Genomic DNA, 19276 nt, shown 5'->3' on the forward strand with positions numbered 1-19276 from the left:
CGAGGCTCATGACCCCCAACGGCCGCATCCGCTATGGCAGCAGTCCCCTGCTCGCCAGCCCCACTCCCGTGTGGCGCAGCAAGTTCATCGTGGCCAGCGTCGCCTTCGGCTTCCTGCTGCTGGCCGGGCGCGCAGCCTACGTCCAGATCTTCGCCAACGACTTCTTCCAGCACCAGGGCGAGGTGCGCTACCAGCGCACGCTGGAGCTGCCGGCAAACCGGGGCCGCATCCTCGACCGCAACGGGCTGATCCTGGCCTCGGATATCCCCGCTCCCAGCATCTGGGCCATTCCGGAAGACATCGAGCGCGATGACCCGGCCACGCAGGAAAAACTCAGGCAGGCCGCGAAGCTGCTCGGCATGCCGCAGAAGGACTTCGACAAGAAGCTGGAAGACGAGGACAAGAGCTTCGTCTGGATCAAGCGCCAGGTCGACGAGCCCGTGGCGAAGCAGGTTGCCGCGCTCAACATCAAGGGCATCTACCTGCGCCGCGACTACCGTCGCCAGTACCCCGAGGGCGAGGCGGCGGCGCACCTGGCGGGCTTCACCAACGTGGAAGACATCGGCCAGGAAGGCATCGAACTCGCCTTCGACCACGACCTGGCCGGCAAGGCCGGCTCGCGCCACGTGCTGAAGGACCGGCTGGGCCACATCGTGGAGGACACCGAGGACCAGGTGCCGCCCACGCCCGGCCACGACATCCAGCTCAGCATCGACGACCAGGTGCAGTTCGTGGCCTACGAGAAGATCCGCGACGCCGTCATCGCCAACAAGGCGCGCGCCGGCAGCGTGGTGGTGGTGAATGCGCAGACGGGCGAGCTGCTGGCCATGGCCAACTACCCGAGCTACGACCCCAACGACCGCCACAGCCTCACCGGCGAGCAGCTGCGCAATCGCGCGATGACCGACGTGTTCGAGCCCGGCTCGACGATGAAGCCCATCACCGTCGCCACCGCGCTGCAGCTGGGCCGGGTCACGCCCAAGACCATCATCGACACCAATCCGGGGCGCATCACCGTTTCGGGCGCGACCATCCACGACGACGAGAACTTCGGCGTGCTCACGGTCGAGGGCGTGATCCAGAAGTCGAGCAACGTCGGCGCGACCAAGATCTCGCAGCGCATGTCGGCACAGGAGATGTGGAATTCGCTCACCGCCGTGGGCCTCGGCCAGAAGCCGCAGACACCCTTCCCCGGCGCGGTGACGGGCAGGCTGCGGCCGTGGAAGTCGTGGCGGCCGATCGAGCAGGCCACCATGTCGTACGGCTACGGCCTGTCGGCGTCGCTGTTCCAGATCGCGCATGCCTACACGGCCTTCGCGCACGACGGCGAGGTGATCCCCATCAGCCTGCTGAAGAACCACGGCGAGGAACCCGCCGGCGTGCAGGTGTTCTCGCCGCTGGTGGCCAGCGAGGTGCGGCAGATGATGCACATGGCCGCCGCGCCCGGCGGCACCGCGCCGCTGGCCCAGACCGTGGGCTACTCGGTGGGCGGCAAGACCGGCACCGCGCACAAGCAGGTGGGCAAGGGCTACGCGAGCAACAAGTACCGCGCCTGGTACACGGGCATGTCGCCCATCGACAAGCCGCGCATCATCGTCGCGGTGATGGTCGACGAGCCCAGCGCCGGCAAGTACTTCGGCGGCCTCGTGGCCGCGCCGGTGTTCAGCCAGGTGGTGCAGCAGACGCTGCGCATCATGAACGTGGTGCCCGATCTCGCCGTGACGTCGATGGCGCACTGAACCGAGCTGCCTCCATGCTCGTTTAGGATCGTCGGCAACATTTGTTGCCGGCGCTCCTGACATGGTCGAAACCACCCCTGCCGTAAGCCTCGAGGACCTGACTCCGCTGCCCTACCAGCGCGCCCTGGCCGCATGGCTGGAGGCGAACGAGCCCGAGGTCTGGCGCTGGGCCGCCTCCGCCGAGGCGCGCGAGGAGCACGCCGCCGCCGTGCGCGCCGAACTGCTGCGCAACTCCTACCGGCTCGACGCGGCCGCGCACCCCGAATTGCATTCGCACGCCCAACTCGCCTCGCAGCGCCTGGGCATCACCGCGTCCGTCACGCTCTACCAGGCGGGCGACGGCGCGATGAACGCCGCGATCCACTTCATGCCCGGCGAGGCGCACATCGTGCTCTCGGGCCCGCTGCTGGAGCGCCTGCAGGGCGCCGAGATGCAGGCCGTGCTGGGTCATGAGCTGGCCCACTACCTGCTGTGGGAGCTCGACGGCGGCAGGTACCACGTCGTCGACCGGCTGCTGAACGCCACCGCGGCCGATCCGCGCGCCGATGCCAGCCACCTGCAGGCGGCACGCCGCTACGCGCTCTACACCGAAGCCTTTGCCGATCGCGGGGGCTGCGTGGCCTGCGGCGCGCTGGAACCGGCGGTGAGCGCGCTGGTGAAAGTGCAGACCGGCCTGAGCCAGGTCAACGCCGCCAGCTACCTGCAGCAGGCCGAGGAGATCTGCGCCGCGCCCGACATGCAGACGCGCGGCACGAGCCACCCCGAAGTGTTCGTGCGCGCCCGTGCGCTGCGCCTGTGGACCGACCGCGAGCCCGATGCCGACGAATGGCTGGCCGGCGCGCTCGAAGGCCCGCTCGACATGGGCACGCTCGACATCCTCGGCCAGCAGCGCGTGGGCGCGATCACGCGTGCCACCATCGCGCAGCTGCTGCAGCGGCCCTTCCTGCAGTCGGAGCCGCTGCTGGCGCACGCGCGCCGCTTCTTCCCCGACTTCAAGCCGCCCGGTTCGGCCATGCCCCCGCCCGAGGAGGTGCCCGCCGGCCTGCACGACTACCTGGCCAGCGTGCTGGTCGACTTCGTCGCGGCCGACCCCGAGCTCGACGACGTCACCCTGGCCGCCGCGCTCGGCATCGCGGAAGCACTGGGCTGCGCGGGGCCGCTGGAGCAGCGCGTGGTCAAGGACATGCGCTTTCCCAAGCGCAACCTCACGCGCGTGAAGCGCGAAGCCGCCGCCCTGCTCGACAAGGCGCAGTCCCAGCACCAGCAAGCCGCGACCACATGACGACACAGGCATCCGCCCCCCTGCTGCAACTGATCGACGCCGCCGACGCGCACGGCGGCCTGCAGACCGACGACGTGCTCAAGCTCGCGCTGCCGTTGCTGCGCGAGGTGTCCGCCCTGCACGAGCAGGGCAAGGTCGCCGCCCTCGGCAGCGCGTTTGCCTACCGCGTCACCGAGGCCCCGGCGCTCGCGCTCGCGCAGCCCGAAGGCACCGAGCCGCGCCGCAACCTCGAAGCGATCGCGCCGCTGGAGCAGCCAGCCACGTCGGTTCTGCGCGTGGTCGGCGAACAGCGCGTGACCATCGACGCCGATGCCGGCTTCTCGGTCGAGAACCTCATGCTCATGGCCGACGCCGCGCCCGACGCACTGCCCACGCGCCCGGTCTACCTGCCCGGCTACGGCGCCTGGGAGCAACGCTTCGCGCATCACGACGCGCTCAGCGACATCCTGTGCCTGGGCCAGGTGCTCGCCAGCCTTTCGTGCGGGCTCGACTTCAACGACGGCGAAGAGCTGGGCCGCTTCGTCGCGAACCGGGACAACCTGTTCAACCTCAACCGCCGGCTGCATCCGGTGGTGGCGGCGGTGATCTTCGAGATGACGGCGCTCGACCGCCATGAGCGCGCGCGCGACCTGCCCTCGGTGATCCGCCGCCTCGAAACCTACCGCGACCAGCCGCTGGACCTGGGCCTGGAACGCATCGCTCCCGTCAAGGACGGCGCCGGCCAGCGCCGCGAGGCGATCCAGCTGCACCTGCGCGACCGACTGTTCGACCTGTCGCGGCGCAACCGGCTGCTGTACTTCAAGCCCACGCAGGCGCACGTGAACCTCACCATCGCGAGCGTGCCGCTGGTGGTCGACATGCACAGCATCCGCATCGACCAGCTCTGCCTGTGGGGCGGCCGCTTCGCCTCCGACATCACCGCGTGCAGCCCCGTGCCGCTGGCGCGCTGGCTGCGCTTCGAGGACCAGCCCTACCTGCCCGGCGCGCTCGACCGCATCCTGCAGGAGGCGCGGCGCGATCGCTCCGAATACGGCTTCTCGCAGCTGTCGCTGGTCATCGCCTTCCTGCGCTGGCACAACCTCAAGGAAGACGCGGCCGAGCGCATCGCGTCGCCGCTGCTGATGCTGCCGGTGGAGCTCACGCGCAAGAAAGGCGTGCGCGACCAGTACCTGCTCGAGGCTTCGGCCAGCGAGGCGCAGGTCAACCCCACGCTGCGGCACCACTTGCGCCAGCTCTACGGCATCGTGCTGCCCGAGACGGTGGACCTGCGCGAGACCACCATCGAGCAGTTCCACGCCCAGCTCGCCGCGCAGATCGCACAGAGCGAGCCCGGCGTGCAGCTGCGGCTGGTGCGCCAGCCCGAGATCGCGCTGATCCACCAGCGCGCGCGACAGCGGCTCGAACAGTTCAAGCGCCGCACCCGCGTGCGCGCCACGTCGGCGCTGCCGACGGCGGTGCACGACTTCAGCTACGCGCAGGACGATTTCCGTCCGCTGGGGCTGCAGCTCTTCCACGCGCGCGTGCGCGGCGTGCCGCTGCCGGTGCGAGACGCCGTCGGCGCAAGGCCGCAGCCGCGCGCGCCGCAGATGGCTCCCGCCGCCGCCTCGGCCGAAACCGAACGCAAGACCATCGAGCTGCGCGAAAGCACCGGCAACCCGTACCAGTGGGACATCGACCTCACGGCCGTGACGCTGGGCAACTTCAACCACCGCAAGATGTCGCTGGTGCGCGACTACTCGGGACTGGCCGAGTCGGGCATCGCCAACGAAGCCTTCGACCGCGTGTTCTCGCTTCAGCCGCGCCAGGTGGATGCCGAGGCGCCGCCCTCGCTGCCGCTGGCCGAGCAGTGGCCCGTGGTGCAGGCCGATGCCACGCAAACCGCCGCCGTCGCGCTGGCACGCACGGGCACCAGCTACATCATTCAAGGTCCTCCGGGTACGGGCAAGTCGCAGACCATCACCAACCTGATCGCCGACTACGTGGGGCGCGGCAAGCGCGTGCTCTTCGTGTGCGAGAAGCGCGCCGCCATCGACGTGGTGTTCCACCGCCTGCGCCAGCAGGGGCTGGACGAGCTGTGCTGCATGATCCACGACTCGCAGGGCGACAAGAAGGCCTTCGTGCAGAACCTGCGCAAGACCTACGAGCACTGGCTCGAAGCCCCCGAGGAGCTGGCGCAGGAAAGCGCCGAACGCGGCCAGCTGGTCGATGCGATGGAACTCGACCTGCGCGCGCTGGAACGCTTCGACGCCGCAATGCGCGAGGTGCCGGCACATATCGCAGTGACGCTGCGCGAGCTGGTCTCTCGGCTGATCGCGCTCAAGCCGCATGACCCGGCGCTGACGCCGCTGCAGGCCGAGGCGCTGCCCGCCTTCGCCGCATGGCGCGGCCATGCCGAACTCATCTCGCGCCTGCACCTGGCCGTGACCGAAAGCCTGGGCACGGCGAGCCTTGCGCAGCACGCGTTCGCGCAGCTCGCGCCCTCGCTGCTGCGGCAGGAAAAGCCGCTGGCGAAGCTGGTCGAACTCTCCGAACGCGCCGCCGATTCGAGCGGCACCTGCCGCGATGCGTTGGCCGGCGCCTGGCCGCCGCTCGCCGAAGCCCGCGCCACATGGGCGGACGCCTTGGCCGTAGTGGCCGATGCGCGACGCGTAGCCTCGCTGGCCGCACGCGGACAGCTCAGCCTGCTCGACGGCACGCACGCCGACAGCCTCGCGCTCGGCAACACAATGACCGAGCGCCGCGGCCTGACGCAGGCGCTGGACGAAGCACTCCAGCGCACCGCCCAATGGCACGACAAGCTCACGCCCGCCGACACCGAGGCCGGCCTCGCGCAGGCCCGCGCCCAGCAGGGCTCCCTGCTGCGCTGGCTCAAGCCCTCGTGGTGGCGCCTGAACGGCGAACTCAAGCGGCGCTACAACTTCGCGGCCCATGCGGTGCGCCCGCAGCCCAGCCAGATCCTCGAACAGCTGCTGGCCGAGCACACGGCCCGCGCCGCCGTGCAGAAGCACCAGGCACGGATCGAGGCCGACTACGGCTGCGCCGACCCGGAAGCCTTCGTGCAGCAACTGCAGGCGCTGCGCAGTCCCGACGGCAGCGCCGGCCTGCGCGCGGAATTCCAGGCCCATCTGCGCACCGGCGCCAGCGCCGCCACCCGCAGCGTCGAGCAGCTTGCCGCCGCCGGCGCGCGCGTCGACACGCTCGACGCCCTGCTGCGCGAACTGCTGCACGACGCCGCCGGCCAGCCGCTGGAGGCGCTCGAAAAGCTGGCTCGCACCCTGCGCGAACAGGCCGACGCCCTGCCCTCCGTGCTGGTGCCGCTGCAGGAACTTGCCGAGGCCGACCCCGCCGTCGCCACGGCCCTGCGCACCCTGCCGCTGCCGCCCGATGCCATCGAGTACGCCGTGGCGCGCGAGAGCCTGGAGCGCGTCTATCGCACGGAACGCTGGCTCCCGCGCTTCGACGGCGCCGCGCTCGCGCGCCACGCCCAGCGGCTGGCAGAGGCCGAGCGCAAGCTGCTCGAGCGCAACGCCCGCACGCTCGCCGCCGCGGTGCGGCAGCGTTTCCGCGACCATGTGCAGAAGAGCGCTCTTTCAGCCAGCCAGCTCGACGCCGAGGGCAAGCTCTTCAAGAAGAGCTACAACGCCGGCCGCCGCGAGCTCGAGCACGAGTTCGGCAAGACCATGCGCTACAAGGCGATCCGCGAACTCGCCAGCGGCGACACCGGCCAGGTGGTGCGCGACATGAAGCCGATCTGGCTCATGAGCCCGCTGTCGGTGTCCGACACGCTGCCGCTGGCGGCCGACCTGTTCGACGTGGTGATCTTCGACGAGGCCAGCCAGATCCCAGTGGAGGAAGCCGTGCCCGCGCTGTATCGCGCGCCGCAGATCATCGTGGTGGGCGACGAGATGCAGCTGCCGCCGACCAGCTTCTTCTCGTCCGGCCGCGACCCCGAGGACGACACCGTCTCTGTCGAGGAGGAAGGCGACCGCATCGCCGTGGTGCTCGACGCCGACAGCCTGCTGAACCAGGGCGCGCGCAACCTGCCCGCCACGCTGCTGGCGTGGCACTACCGCAGCCGCTACGAGTCGCTCATCGGTTTCTCGAACGCGGCCTTCTACGCGGGCAACCTCTACACCATTCCCGACCGCAGCCTGCCGGCGCCGGAGCGCGACGAGATCCTGGTGCAGTCGCGCAGCCCCTCGGACGCATCGGCGGCCGCACAGGCCGACGCGCTGCTCTCGCGCGCCATCAGCTTCCACCGCGTGACCGACGCGGTGTACGAGAACCGCGTGAACGAAGGCGAGGCGCGCCACATCGCGCAGCTGGTGCGCGAGCTGCTGCGCCGCGAGACCGGCCTGAGCCTGGGCATCGTGGCCTTCTCGGAAGCGCAGCAGGGCGAGATCGAGGAAGAGCTGGAAGCGCTGGCCTCCGTCGACAGCGCCTTCGCTGCACGGCTCGAGGCCGAGTACGTGCGCGAGGAGGACGACCAGTTCTGCGGCCTCTTCATCAAGAACCTGGAGAACGTGCAGGGAGACGAGCGCGACGTCATCCTGCTGAGCATCTGCTACGGGCCGAATCCCGAGGGCCGCATGCTGATGAACTTCGGCCCGATCAATCAGCGCGGCGGCGAGAAGCGGCTCAACGTGATCTTCAGCCGCGCGCGACATCACATGGCGGTGGTCTCGACCATCCGGCACGAGGCGATCACCAACGACCACAACGAGGGCGCGGCCGCGCTGAAGAATTTCCTGCGCTATTCGGAATGCCTCTCGCGCGGCGACGCGGGCACGGCAAGGCGAGTGCTCGAAGGCATGAACCCGCTCACGCGCGGCAGTGGCGGTCCGCGTCATGCGCGGGCCGACGAGGTGACGGCGCAGATCGCGGCCGCGCTGCGTGCGCGCGGCCATGCGGTGGACGAACAGGTGGGGCAGTCGCGCTTCCGCTGCGACCTGGCATTGCGCACGCCCGGTTCATCCCCGAACGATGGTCACTACGCGCTCGGCATCCTGGTCGACACCGCCACGCACTACGAGAACCGCAACGTGCTGGAGCGGTACGTCTCGCGCCCGCGCATCCTCGATGCCTTCGGCTGGCGGGTGATTCAGGTGCTGGGCAAGGACTGGCTGCACGAGCCCGACGCGGTGCTCGAGCAGATCGAGCAGGCCCTGGCGAAGGCCGGGGCTGCGTCCAAGGAGGAGATCAGCGCAGCACGCTGAGACGCTTCACGTCGAGTTCGACCTTGCTGCCGATCAGGTCCTTGTCGAACTCGCCCGTGACCTCGACGCGCACCTTGTCGTCGATCTTCACGCCCGGCGGGAAATGCTTGGCGTCGATCTCCACCTTGATGCGGCCGGTTTCATCCGCGAAGGTGTAGTGCTCGCCGCCGTCGTGCGACACGATGAAGCCGCGCAGCGTGACGTGCTGGTCGTCCTTGCCGGTGTCGAGCAGCTGCTTGACGCTCATCGTCGGCACGGTGCTCGGGCCGGCATACGGCGTGCCCGATCCAGCTGCCGGCTGAGCGCTCGGGCCGGTGTACTGGGCCGAGGCGGCAAAGGGCAATGCCAGGGCCAGGGCAACGACGAGGGACTGTTTCTTCATGGCGGGATCCTCCTGAGCTTCATGATTGAAAAGCGAGAGGCATCGTAGCGAGGGCCTCAAAGAGCCCACGCCCGCCGGGCACTTGTCATCGCGCCGGCAGAAATCAGTCGTAGACGATCAGCGCCTTGCCCGCTTCCGCCTGCGCGGTCCAGCTGGCCAGGGCCGCGTCGGTCGGGAAGAACTTCGCGCGGTCGCCCAGCTGCAGCTCGACCTGCGCGCCCGAACGTGCCATCGACAGCCGCACCGGCAGCCCCTGGATCAGGTCGCCGACTTCGGTCTGCTCGGTGCGCGGCGGAAAGTCCTTCAAGAGGCGCGCGATGTCGGGCGCCTTGCCGTTCACCGCCACGCGCAGGAACTTGCCGAAGCGGCAGCGCGCCGAGGCCAGGTCCCACACCTGCTGCACCTGGAAGCGCGCCTCGAAGCCGCCGCGCGCGGGCTGCAGCCGGCCGCTCACGATGACGAGTTCGTCGTCCTTCAGCGTGTTGCGGTTGGCGTTGATGAGCGCCTCGTCGGCCGTGGCGTCGATGGAGTCCGACTTGTCGTCGAGCTTGAAGATCGCCAGCCGGCCGCGCTGGCCGTTGATGACGCGGAAGTCGCTCACGATGCCGGCAATGACCTGCTGGTCGCGGCTGTCGAGCAGGTCGGTGATCTCGCGCTTGCAGAAGCGCCGCACCTCGTGCGAGACCTCGTCGAACAGGTGGCCCGAGAGGTAGAAGCCGATGGCCGTCTTCTCCAGCGTCAGGCGTTCCTTCACGCCCCAGGGCGTGGCGTCGACCAGGTCGGGCTCGGCGGTGGCGGAGCCATGCTCGGAGTCGCCGAAGATGTCGACCTGCGATGCGTTGGCCGCCGTCGCGTTGGCGAATTCGAAGGCGCGGTCCAGCGAGGCGACCAGCGACGCGCGGTTCTGCTGGATGGCGTCGAAGGCGCCGGCCTTGATGAGCGCTTCCACGGTGCGCTTGTTGATGCGCTGGCGGTCGATGCGCACGCAGAAATCGTACAGGCTCTTGAACGGCCCACCCTCCTCGCGCGCGCGCACCACGGCCTCGACCGCGAGCTGGCCCGTGCCCTTCACGGCGCCAAGGCCGTAGCGGATGATCTTGTTGGTGACCGGCTCGAAGCGGTAGTTGCCGCGGTTCACGTCCGGCGGCTCGAAGGTGATGCCGAAGTTCTTCTGGGCGTCCTCGAACAGCAGCTTGAGCTTGTCCGTGTCGTCCATTTCCACGGTCATGTTGGCGCAGAAGAACTCGGCCGTGTAGTGAACCTTGAGCCAGCCCGTGTGATACGCCAGCAGCGAGTAGGCGGCGGCGTGCGACTTGTTGAAGCCGTAGCCCGCGAACTTCTCCATCAAGTCGAAGATTTCGTCGGCCTTGTCCTGCTCGATGCCGTGCGTCTTGAGCGCGCCCGCGCGGAATTTCTCGCGGTGCTCGGCCATCTCCTCGAGCTTCTTCTTGCCCATCGCGCGGCGAAGCAGGTCGGCGCCGCCGAGCGAGTAGCCGCCCAGGATCTGCGCGGTCTGCATCACCTGCTCCTGGTAGACCATGATCCCGTAGGTCTCGGAGAGCATCTCGGCCACGGCCGGGTGCGGGTACTCCACGTCCTCGCGGCCGTGCTTGCGCGCCACGAAGCTGGGAATCAGGTCCATCGGGCCCGGGCGGTACAGCGCGTTCAGCGCGATCAGGTCTTCCAGGCGCGTGGGGCGAGCGTCCTTCAGCATGCCCTGCATGCCGCGACTTTCAAACTGGAACACGGCTTCGGTCTTGCCGTCGGAGAAGAGCCTGTAGGTGGGCCCGTCGTTCAGCGGGATGTTCTCGAACGCGAAGTTCTCCTGGCCCTTGTGGCGCTTCATGATGAACTCGCGCGCGATCTCCAGGATCGTGAGCGTGGCCAGGCCCAGAAAGTCGAACTTCACGAGGCCGATGGCTTCGACGTCGTCCTTGTCGTACTGGCTCACGGCCGATTCGCTGCCGGGCTGCTGGTAGAGCGGGCAGAAGTCGGTGAGCTTGCCCGGCGCGATGAGCACGCCGCCGGCGTGCATGCCGATGTTGCGGGTCATGCCTTCGAGCTTCTGCGCGAGCTCGACCAGCATCTTGACTTCTTCTTCCTTCTCGATGCGCTCCGCGAGCTGCGGCTCCATCTCGATGGCGTAGTTGTTCTTGTCGCCCTCGATCTTCTTCTCGGGCGGGTACTGCAGCGTGACCGACATGCCGGGCTTGTTCGGGATCAGCTTGCTGATGCCGTCGCAGAACATGTAGCTCATATCGAGCACGCGGCCCACGTCGCGGATGGCCGCGCGCGCGGCCATGGTGCCGAAGGTGGCGATCTGGCTCACGGCGTTGCGGCCGTACTTGTCCTTCACGTAGTCGATGACGCGGTCGCGGTTGCCCTGGCAGAAGTCGATGTCGAAGTCGGGCATCGAGACGCGCTCGGGGTTCAGGAAGCGTTCGAACAGCAGCTTGTATTCGAGCGGGTCGAGGTCGGTGATCTTCAGCGCGTAGGCCACCAGCGAGCCGGCACCCGAGCCCCGGCCCGGGCCCACGGGGCAGCCGTTGGTCTTTGCCCACTGGATGAAGTCGCCCACGATCAGGAAGTAGCCTGGGAACCCCATCTTCAGGATGGTGTTGATCTCGAACTCCAGCCGCTCGACGTAGCGCGGGCGCTCGGCGTCGCGCTTGGCCTCGTCGGGATAGAGATGCTTCAGGCGCAACTCGAGGCCGTCGAACGACTCCTGGCGGAAGAAGTCGTCGATGGGCATGCGCACGCCCTCGGCGATGAAGGGCGTCGGAAAGTCCGGCAGCTGCGGCTTGCCCAGCACCAGCGTCAGATTGCAGCGCTTGGCGATCTCCACCGTGTTGGCCAGTGCGCTGGGCACGTCGGCGAACAGCGCCTGCATCTCGGCGCTCGACTTGAAGTACTGCTCCTCGGTGAAGCGGCGCACCCGGCGCGGGTTGCCGAGGATTTCGCCTTCGGAAATGCACACGCGCGCCTCGTGCGCCTCGTAGTCCTCGCGCTCGGCGAACTGCACGGGGTGCGTGGCGACCACCGGCAGGTGCAGCCGGGCCGCCAGTTGCACCGCGGCGATGACGTGCGGCTCGTCTTCAGGCCGGCCCGCACGCTGCAGCTCGATGTAGAAGCGGTGCGGGAAGATGCCCGCCAGTTGCAGCGCCAGCTCGGCGGCACGCTCGCCCTGCCCTTGCAGCAACGGCTGCCCCAGCGGCCCTGCCTGCGCGCCCGAAAGCGCGATCAGCCCGCCCGATAGCTCCTGCAGCCATTCGAGCTTGCAGGCCGCCTGCGACTGGCCCCGGCCCACGTTCTGCGTCCACGCCCGCGCCAGCAGCTCGGACAGGTTGAGGTAGCCCTCCATGTTCTGCACCAGCAGCACGATGCGGGTCAGGGCGCCGGGCTCCTTGCCCAGCCCGTCAACGAAGGCCTCGGCGCCGACGATGGGCTTGACGCCCTTGCCCCGGCCCTGCTTGTAGAACTTGACGGCCCCGAACAGGTTGTTCAGGTCGGTGATGGCCAGCGCGGGCTGCTTGTCGGCAGCGGCGGCCTTGACGACATCGTCGATTCGGTTGGTGCCGTCGACGACGGAAAACTCGGTGTGCAGGCGCAGGTGAACAAACATGCTTGCATTGTAGAAAGCAGCGTCTCCACGATGTGGGTTGGCAATCCCTGAAATTGCCCTCCGCCGCACCTCGCCGAGGCCCGGCAGAGGCCCCGCGCCCGGGCGATATTCCGGCGGCACCTAAAATCCCGCCCCGTGCAAGAGATTCTGAATATCGCGGCCTACAAGTTCGTGGCCATAGACGACAGCCCCGTGCTGCGCGAAGACCTGCGCGAGCGTACGCAGGCCCTGGGGCTCATGGGCACCATCCTGCTGGCGCCCGAAGGTATCAATCTGTTTCTGGCCGGCACGGCCGACAGCGTGCGGGCCTTCCTGGCCCATCTGCGCGCCGACGCCCGCTTCGCCGACCTCGAGGCCAAGGAGAGCTGGTCGGCCGGCCAGCCTTTCCGGCGCATGCTGGTGAAGCTCAAGCGCGAGATCATCCGCATGGACCACCCCGCCATCCGCCCCGCCGCCGGCCGGGCGCCCGGCGTGGACGCCCCGACGCTCAAGCGCTGGCTCGACCAGGGCCATGACGACGAGGGACGCGAGATCGCACTGCTCGACACCCGCAACGCCTTCGAGGTCGACTACGGCAGCTTCGAGGGCGCCATCGACTGGCGCATCGACAAGTTCACCGAATTCCCTCCCGCCCTGCGCGCGCACCGCGACGAGTTCAAGGGCAAGACGGTGGTGAGCTTCTGCACCGGCGGCATCCGCTGCGAGAAGGCTGCCATCCTGATGCACGAGGAAGGCGTGGAGAACGTGCTGCAGCTCGAAGGCGGCATCCTCAAGTACTTCGAGGAAGTCGGCGGCGCGCACTACAAGGGCGACTGCTTCGTCTTCGACGGCCGCGAGGCCCTGGCGCCCGACCTGAGCGCGCGTTCGGCGCGCGCCAGCGCCCGCGCCTCGGAAGACCCCGACCTCGCCATCAAGCAATAACGGCGACAGCGACGACAAGACGCGACAGGCCTCCTCCCATGCGCATCCTCCTGGTGGAAGACGAACTGGACATGGCCTCGTGGCTGATCCGCGCGCTCACCCAGAGCGGCTTCGTGCCCGACCATGCGCCCGACGCGCGCACCGCCGAAGCCTTCATGGCCGGCACCGAATACGACGCCATCGTCCTCGACCTGCGCCTGCCCGACAAGCACGGCCTGAGCGTGCTGGCCGACATGCGCGCCGCCGACGACCGCACGCCGGTGCTGATCCTCACCGCGCAGGGCGCGCTGCAGGACCGGGTGCGCGGCCTGAACCTGGGCGCCGACGACTTACTCACCAAGCCCTTCGAACTCGAGGAGCTCGAGGCGCGCCTGTCGGCGCTGGTGCGACGCAGCCGCGGCAAGCAGCACCCGCGCCTGCAATGCGCCTCGCTCTCGTACGACAGCCAGAGCCGCGCCTTCACGCTGCGCGGCACGCTGCTGTCGCTCACGCCGCGCGAGCAGGCCGCGCTCACCGCCCTGCTGCTGCGCAGCGGCTCGCCGGTGGGCAAGTCGCAGCTCTTCGCCAAGGTGTTCACCAACGACAGCACCGCCGGCCCGGACGCCATCGAGGTGGTGCTGCACCGGCTGCGCCGCAAGCTCGCGGACAGCGACGTGCGCATCGTCACCGTGCGCGGCCTGGGCTACATGCTGGAGAGCATTGCCGATGGTTCCTCAGCCCCGGCCAGCACCCGACTCCCCGGCGAAGGCGACTGAGGCGCCGCAGCCGCAGCGCTTCGGCATCCGCGCGCGCCTGCTCGCGCTGCTGCTGCCCGGCATCGTCGCGCTGCTGGCGCTCGACAGCTGGAACGACTACCAGACCCTGACCGACTCGCTCGTGGTCGCCTACGACCAGAGCCTGCTCGAACCCGTGCAGGCCCTGGCCAACGGTATCGTGGTCGCGAGCGACGGCAGCGTGCGCGTGCAGGAGCCGTTCTCGATCCAGGCGATGTTCGAGTCGACGCGGCTGCGCTACAAGTATCTGCACGTCGGCGTGCAGCGCATTCCCAAGGGCGAGGCGCTGGACGTGAACTCGCCCGAGACCACGCTCATGGGCGTGCCCGGCCTGCCACGCCCCGCGCAGCGCCCGCCCGACGGCACGCCTGTGTTCTACGACGCGGAGCACGAGGGCCACCCGGTGCGCGTGGCCGCGCTGCGGCAGACGGTCTACGACAACGTCCATCCCGGCGTCGCCTACAGCGTGCTGATCCAGGCGGCCGAGGGCACCGGCCCGCGCGCCCGGGCACAGGCCGAGACGCTGCGCCAGGAGGTGCTGCGCGACACGCGCATGGTGCTGGTGACCGCCCTGCTGGTGTGGCTGGGCGTGGCCTGGACGCTGCGCCCGCTGGAGCGCCTGCGCCGCTCGCTGCGCGAACGCCCGCGCGACGACCTGACGCCGCTCGACGCCGGCGGCGTGCCGCGCGAAGTCGCGCCGCTGGTGGATGCGGTCAACCACCACATCGCGGGCCACCGGCGCATGGTGGCCGAGCAGTCGCAGTTCCTGGCCGATGCCTCGCACCAGCTGCGCACGCCGTTGAGCATCCTGTCGATCCAGGCCGGCTACGCGGTGCGCGAGACCGATCCGGCGCGCATGCGCGAATCGCTGCACGCCATCGTCGCGCAGCTCGCGCGCACGCGGCGCCTGAGCGAGCAGCTGCTGGCGCTCGCCCATGCCACCACCGGAGACGAAGCCGCGCCCGCCGGGGAGCCGGCCATCGCCGACCTCAACGCGATCGCACGCGGCGTGGTGCTGCAATACCTGCCGCTCGCGCGCGAGAACGACCAGGACCTGGGCTGGGTCGATGCGCGCGGCGACATCGTCGGCGACGAAGCCGACGGCACGGACGAGGCCGGCGACGATGACGACGCGCCCGTGCTCCCCGTCGCGGCCAATGCCGCGGAGCTGCACGAGGTGCTCGCCAACCTCGTGCACAACGCCATCAAGTACACGCCGCGCGGCGGCAACATCACCGTGACCGTCAGGCGCGAGGCATCTCACGCATTGGCCGAGGTGTGCGACAGCGGACCGGGCATCGCACCCGAACGGCGCGAGAGCGTGTTCGAGCGCTTCCATCGCGACACATCCTCGACCACCGGTGCCGCGCAGGGCGCCGGACTCGGGCTCACCATTGCGCGCAGCTATGCACGACGCAACGGCGGAGAGATCGAACTCTCCAACGCCGACATGCCCGAGAGGCCCAACGGCGGCGGATTGCGCGCGACGCTGAGGCTGCCTCTTCGCGCTGCCTGAACTGCGTCGCAAGGCGCAACTGCAGGCGCGGCTCGAGCCCCGTTTTTGCAAGGGTTTCACCCGATACGCCGGTACGTGATTACACGTATTTTGCGGCCCGCAAGGCTGTACGGACCTCTCCCGAAAGGGGATTGAAAGTCTCGATTCCTAGACTGCGCTCCTTCCAAACGAAGGAGACTTATGCAGCACCAGCTCGGTGAAGATCCGGCCTCGCACGCGCCCCGGCCCGCTTCGAAATTCAAGAAAGACTACTACGGCGGCGCACTGCTGATCGTGGTCGGGCTGGCAGCCGTGTATGCCGGCGTCGGCTACCGCGTGGGCGAGCTCGCGCACATGGGCCCGGGCTTCTTCCCCGTCGCGCTCGGCGCGCTGCTGGCGCTCACCGGACTGCTCATCGCAATTTCCGCGCGCGGCGACAAGGCTGGCAATGGCGGCGCGAGCGAGGAAGCCGCCTCGCACGGCCACCCGGGCGGCATGCCCGACCTGCGCGGCTGCATCTGCATCGTGCTCGGCATCCTCGCCTTCCTGCTCTTCGGCGAATACGGCGGACTGCTGCCTGCGACCTTCGCCATCGTGTTCATCTCGGCGCTCGGCGACCGCGACAACACGCTGACCGAGGCGCTGCTGCTTTCGCTCGCGATGTGCTTCATCGCGGTGGTGGTCTTCTGGTGGGCGCTGAAGCTTCAGCTGCCCCTGTTCCAGTGGGGAGGCTGACACCATGATCGGTCAATCGCTCCACGACCTCTGGTTCGGCTTCGGCGTGGCCTTCCAGGGCTCGAACCTGATGTGGTCCTTCTTCGGCGTGCTGGTGGGCAACCTGATCGGCGTGCTGCCGGGCATGGGCGCGCTGCAGGCCATCTCGATCCTGCTGCCGCTCACCTACGTGATGCATCCGGTGCCCGCCATCCTGATGCTGGCCGGCATCTTCTACGGTTCGCAGTACGGCGGCGCCATCGGCGCCATCCTGATGAACATGCCTTCGCACCCGCCGCACGCGGTGACCTGTCTCGACGGGTACCCGATGACCAAGCAGGGCAAGGGCGGCGTCGCGCTGGGGGTGACGATGATCGCCTCGTTCCTCGCGGCCTCGGTCGGCATCATCGTGATGATCTTCGCCTCGCCGCTCCTGGTGCAGATCGCGTTCAAGTTCGGCCCGACCGAGATCTTCTCGATCATGCTGCTGGGCCTGCTCGCCGGCTCCACCATGTCGCGCGGCTCGCCGCTCAAGGGCGTGGCGATGACGCTGTTCGGCCTGCTGTGCGGCGTGGTCGGCACCGACGTGAACAGCGGCAGCTTCCGCTTCGCCTTCGGCCTGCCCGAGCTGAGCGACGGCCTTGAGCTGGTGGCGATCTCGATGGGCCTGTTCGGCGTGGCCGACTTCCTGCTCAACGTGAACCGCATGAAGACCATCGGCGACACCGGCACGCTCAAGCTCAGCGACATGCGCCCGAGCAAGGAAGAGCTCAAGCGCGCCTTCCCCGCGATGATCCGCGGCACCATCGTCGGCACGGTGTTCGGCGCGATGCCGGGCACGGGCCCGACCATCACCACCTTCATCGCCTACGCGCTGGAACGCAAGGTGTCGAAGACGCCCAACAGCTTCGGCACCGGCATGATCGAAGGCGTGGCTGGCCCCGAGGCCTCGGCGCACTCGAAGACGCAGGTCGACTTCATCCCGACGATGAGCCTGGGCATCCCGGGCGACGCTGTGATGGCGCTGATCCTCGGCGCGCTGCTGATCCAGGGCATCCAGCCCGGCCCGCAGCTCATCACCGAGCATCCGGACATCTTCTGGGGCCTGATCGCCTCGTTCTGGATCGGCAACGTGATCCTGGTGATCCTGAACGTGCCGCTGATCGGCGTGTGGGTGAAGCTCTTGAAGGTGCCCTACAAGTACCTGTTCCCGGCCGCGATGTTCTTCATTGCGACCGGCGTGTACAGCACGCAGAACAGCCTGTTCCAGATCTGGGAAGTGCTGGTCTTCGGCATCGTCGGCGCGGTGCTGATGACGCTGGAGTTCTCGGTCGCGCCGATCCTGCTGGGCTTCGTGCTCGGGCCGATGGTGGAGGAAAACTTCCGCCGCGCCCTGCTGCTGTCGCGCGGCGACATGTCGGTGTTCGTGACGCGGCCGATCAGCGCCACCTTCATCGGGCTGTGCGCGTTGCTGCTGCTGGGCGTGAGCTACTCCGCGTGGCGCGGTCGCGGTGGCCGCAAGGGCGTGGTCGAGCTGCCCAAGACGCCTGAAGGTGCACCGCCCGCCGAGACGGTGTCGATCAGCGGCAAGTAGTCAGCCATCAGCAAGAAGAAAGGCCCGCATCGCGGGCCTTTTTCATGTCTGTGGTTTTCCGTTCGCCGCCTACTTGAGCTTCTGCGCGAACGCCAGCAGGCGTTCGCCGTCGGCATCGGTGAACACCGAGGCCGGCGTCAGGCCGACATAGCGGCCGCCCTCGTGCGGCCGGGCCTCCACGAGCTGCATGCCCACGAGCTTGCCGCTCTTCACGTAACGCGTCTCGATGTAGATGCCGGTCTGGCCTTCCTTGTTGATCGGCAGCTCGGCGACGGCCGCGTAGTCGTCAGCCTTGAGCAGCTGCGTGAGCCTGTCCTTCAGGTGGAAGTCGTACCAGGCCTGCTGGTAGACCATCGACTCGCCGGTCTGCACGTGCTTGAGCATGAGGACCAGTTGCCGCTTGAAGAGCTTCAGCTCCTTCATCAGGAACTCGAAGAGATCGCCGTATTCGCCCGGTGCAACCTCGGGTGTACGAAAGACTGCCATTTGCCTTGCTCCCTTTCTGGGGATGTCGTTGGGACGGCGATCCCCTCGATCGCCGCTTGCGGGGCGGAGCTTACCGTCCTCGCAAGACAGGCCGGCCCGGGGCGGTTCAGAGCGGCGTGGTGCCCGTGTCGGGCTCGCGCACGCCGAAGGGCTTGCCCGGCAGCGGAATGAACTCGGTCTCGCCGGGCACGTGGCCCATGCGCTGCGCGGCCCAGTCGGCACCGGCCTCGAGGATGCGCTCGCGCCGGCTCGAGACGAAATTCCAGGTGATGTAGCGCGGGCCGTCGAGCGGCTCGCCGCCGATCACCACCAGCCGCGCGGCAGCGCTGGCCGTGAGCACCGCGCCCTGCCCGGCCGGCAGCACGGCCATGGAGTGCACGGGAACCTGCTCGCCGTTCACCGCGAGATCGGCATCGACCGCGTAGACCGCAAGCTCGGGTGCCAGCGCGGGCAGCTCGAAGCGGCCGCCCGCGGGCAGCGCGATGTCGAGATACACGGTCTGCGAGAGCGTCTTCACCGGTGAGCGGGCGCCGAAAGCCTCGCCCACCAGCACGCGCACCGCCACGCCCTGCTCCATCAGCTCGGGGATCGCGTCGGCCGGCGTGTGCTCGAAGCTGGGCTCGATCTCCTCGTGTGCCTGCGGCAGCGCGGCCCACAGCTGCAGGCCGTGGTTCACGTAGGTGTCGGCCTTCAGGCGCTCGGGCTTGCGCTCGGAATGCACGATGCCGCGGCCCGCGGTCATCCAGTTGATGGCGCCGGGCAGGATCTCCTGCACGCTGCCGAGGCTGTCGCGATGCATCATCGCGCCCTTGAAGAGATAGGTGACCGTCGAGAGTCCGATGTGCGGATGGGGGCGCACGTCGTGCTCGGTGCCCGGCTGCTCGGTGGCCGGGCCGAAATGGTCGAAGAACACGAAGGGACCGACCGAGCGCTGCTGCGCCGCCGGCAGCAGGCGCCGCACGTTGAAGCCGCCTCCGAGGTCCTTGTCGTGCGGCTTGAGCAGTCGGGTTTCGGGGGTGGCGTCGGTCATCGTGTTCTCCGTGAGTGATTGG

12 protein-coding genes are annotated in these 19276 nt (G+C 68.7%); 8 read left to right on the forward strand and 4 right to left on the reverse strand.

The window, feature by feature from the left end; all coding sequences use genetic code 11:
* Positions 1 to 8: 8 nt before the first annotated feature.
* From ABL840_RS23730 to ABL840_RS23740, 3 genes are all read left to right on the forward strand, one after another.
* Entirely contained in the window at positions 9 to 1739 is a 1731-nt protein-coding gene (locus ABL840_RS23730) for a peptidoglycan D,D-transpeptidase FtsI family protein (protein WP_093202814.1), read from the forward strand.
* A 61-nt stretch (positions 1740 to 1800) separates the two neighbouring features.
* Entirely contained in the window at positions 1801 to 3021 is a 1221-nt protein-coding gene (locus tag ABL840_RS23735; RefSeq protein WP_093306157.1) for a SprT-like domain-containing protein, read from the forward strand.
* Entirely contained in the window at positions 3018 to 8237 is a 5220-nt protein-coding gene (locus ABL840_RS23740; protein ID WP_093306155.1) for an AAA domain-containing protein, read from the forward strand. Before ABL840_RS23735 ends, ABL840_RS23740 begins: the two co-directional genes overlap by 4 nt.
* Here ABL840_RS23740 and ABL840_RS23745 read toward each other — a convergent pair.
* Both ABL840_RS23745 and dnaE read right to left on the reverse strand, forming a co-directional pair.
* Entirely contained in the window at positions 8221 to 8619 is a 399-nt protein-coding gene (locus tag ABL840_RS23745; protein WP_093306153.1) for a YgiW/YdeI family stress tolerance OB fold protein, read from the reverse strand. The genes ABL840_RS23740 and ABL840_RS23745 overlap by 17 nt on opposite strands.
* 103 nt (positions 8620 to 8722) lie before the next feature.
* On the reverse strand, positions 8723 to 12241 hold the full coding sequence (gene dnaE, locus ABL840_RS23750; RefSeq protein ID WP_093202824.1) for a DNA polymerase III subunit alpha: 3519 nt from the start codon (positions 12239 to 12241) through the stop codon (positions 8723 to 8725).
* 135 nt (positions 12242 to 12376) lie between these two features.
* On the opposite strand from dnaE, the gene ABL840_RS23755 reads away from it, so the two are divergent.
* The 5 genes from ABL840_RS23755 to ABL840_RS23775 all read left to right on the forward strand — a co-directional run bounded on the left by ABL840_RS23755 (position 12377) and on the right by ABL840_RS23775 (position 17738).
* Positions 12377 to 13162, forward strand: coding sequence for a sulfurtransferase (locus ABL840_RS23755; RefSeq protein WP_093306152.1), 786 nt, complete (start codon positions 12377 to 12379; stop codon positions 13160 to 13162).
* A 38-nt stretch (positions 13163 to 13200) separates the two neighbouring features.
* Positions 13201 to 13917, forward strand: coding sequence for a response regulator (locus ABL840_RS23760; protein ID WP_093306150.1), 717 nt, complete (start codon positions 13201 to 13203; stop codon positions 13915 to 13917).
* The gene (locus tag ABL840_RS23765) at positions 13868 to 15451 is read left to right on the forward strand and encodes a sensor histidine kinase (RefSeq protein ID WP_093306148.1); all 1584 of its coding nucleotides are present in this window, start codon (positions 13868 to 13870) and stop codon (positions 15449 to 15451) included. The genes ABL840_RS23760 and ABL840_RS23765 overlap by 50 nt, the downstream gene beginning before the upstream one ends.
* Before the next feature lie 180 nt (positions 15452 to 15631).
* Positions 15632 to 16165 (forward strand): tripartite tricarboxylate transporter TctB family protein, encoded by a 534-nt coding sequence (locus tag ABL840_RS23770; protein ID WP_176947591.1) that lies wholly within the window; start codon positions 15632 to 15634, stop codon positions 16163 to 16165.
* A gap of 4 nt (positions 16166 to 16169) precedes the next feature.
* Positions 16170 to 17738 (forward strand): tripartite tricarboxylate transporter permease, encoded by a 1569-nt coding sequence (locus ABL840_RS23775; RefSeq protein ID WP_093202834.1) that lies wholly within the window; start codon positions 16170 to 16172, stop codon positions 17736 to 17738.
* A gap of 69 nt (positions 17739 to 17807) precedes the next feature.
* On the opposite strand, the gene ABL840_RS23780 is transcribed toward ABL840_RS23775, so the two are convergent.
* Both ABL840_RS23780 and ABL840_RS23785 read right to left on the reverse strand, forming a co-directional pair.
* On the reverse strand, positions 17808 to 18224 hold the full coding sequence (locus ABL840_RS23780) for a hypothetical protein (RefSeq protein ID WP_093306146.1): 417 nt from the start codon (positions 18222 to 18224) through the stop codon (positions 17808 to 17810).
* Between the two features lie 106 nt (positions 18225 to 18330).
* Complete coding sequence (locus tag ABL840_RS23785) at positions 18331 to 19254, reverse strand: pirin family protein (RefSeq protein WP_093306144.1); 924 nt, start codon at positions 19252 to 19254, stop codon at positions 18331 to 18333.
* Positions 19255 to 19276: the final 22 nt, after the last annotated feature.

The organism is Variovorax sp. NFACC27 (genome assembly GCF_048301545.1).
GTDB classification, from domain to species: Bacteria; Pseudomonadota; Gammaproteobacteria; order Burkholderiales; family Burkholderiaceae_C; genus Variovorax; species Variovorax gossypii.